Annotated in this window: 1 protein-coding gene; it reads left to right on the forward strand. The window is 46.1% G+C overall.

Going from position 1 to position 875, the window contains the following annotated elements:
- Positions 1 to 245: 245 nt before the first annotated feature.
- A partial coding sequence (locus QVO97_RS00590; protein WP_288188499.1) for a peptidoglycan binding domain-containing protein occupies positions 246 to 875 on the forward strand: 630 nt, incomplete at its 3' end.

Raw genomic sequence — 875 nt, forward strand, 5'->3', positions numbered from 1 at the left:
ACGAATACCATCATACCGCAAAATGGAAAAACTGCAATCATGAATATGGAAAAAATGAAAGAAAAAGGAAAGAAAAAAAGGAACCGTTAAGAAATTCTTACGAATTGGATCTTTTGACGATCTTTTTTAGAATCGGTCTGGACTTTTTTTCCGACTCTGCTATAATAAGGATTCAGAATCCATATATACAGGCCGCAGCCAGATGGCGCGGCAGAGAGGTTTGTGAAAAAATGAAAAATAAAAGTATGAGTATACTTAAAATGACTGGTGCGGCAGCTGCACTGGTGCTGATGTTTGCACAGCCAGTACTGGCAGATGGCAGTTTTGCAAATGGAACAAGTGTAAATGGCGTCGCAGTCGGCGGAATGAGCAACGAGGAAGCAAAGGCAAAGCTGGAGCAGAATTACGGCTCTTATAAATTAACGATCAAAGAACGCGGAGGCAAGACAGAAGAGATCACCGCAGCGGAGATCGGCTATAAAGTAGTGATTACAAATGAGCTGCAGGCAGCGATTGACCAGCAGGCAGCAGGGGCAGCTGGAGCAGGAGCGCTGACGATCGCGATGCCGCTTTCCTGCGATCAGACGATGCTTGCAAACCGCATTGCTTCCTTAAATTGTATGTCAGATAGTGCAGCACCGACGGTAGATGCCCATATATCCGCCTGGGAAGAAGGAAAAGATTTCACGATTGTTCCGGAAGTAAAGGGAGAATCTGTGGATAAGGCAAAGGTACAGACGGCGATCAATGCAGCGATCGCCTCCGGTATGACAGAGATTGATCTGGAAGCCTTGGGATGTTACACACCGATCCAGGTGACTTCCGGCGATGCATCTTTAAAAGCACTCTGCGCCCAGATGAATCAGGCTAAAAAT

The sequence above is a fragment of the Clostridium sp. CAG:43 genome (assembly GCF_000434655.1).
Taxonomy (GTDB): domain Bacteria; phylum Bacillota; class Clostridia; order Lachnospirales; family Lachnospiraceae; genus Otoolea; species Otoolea fessa.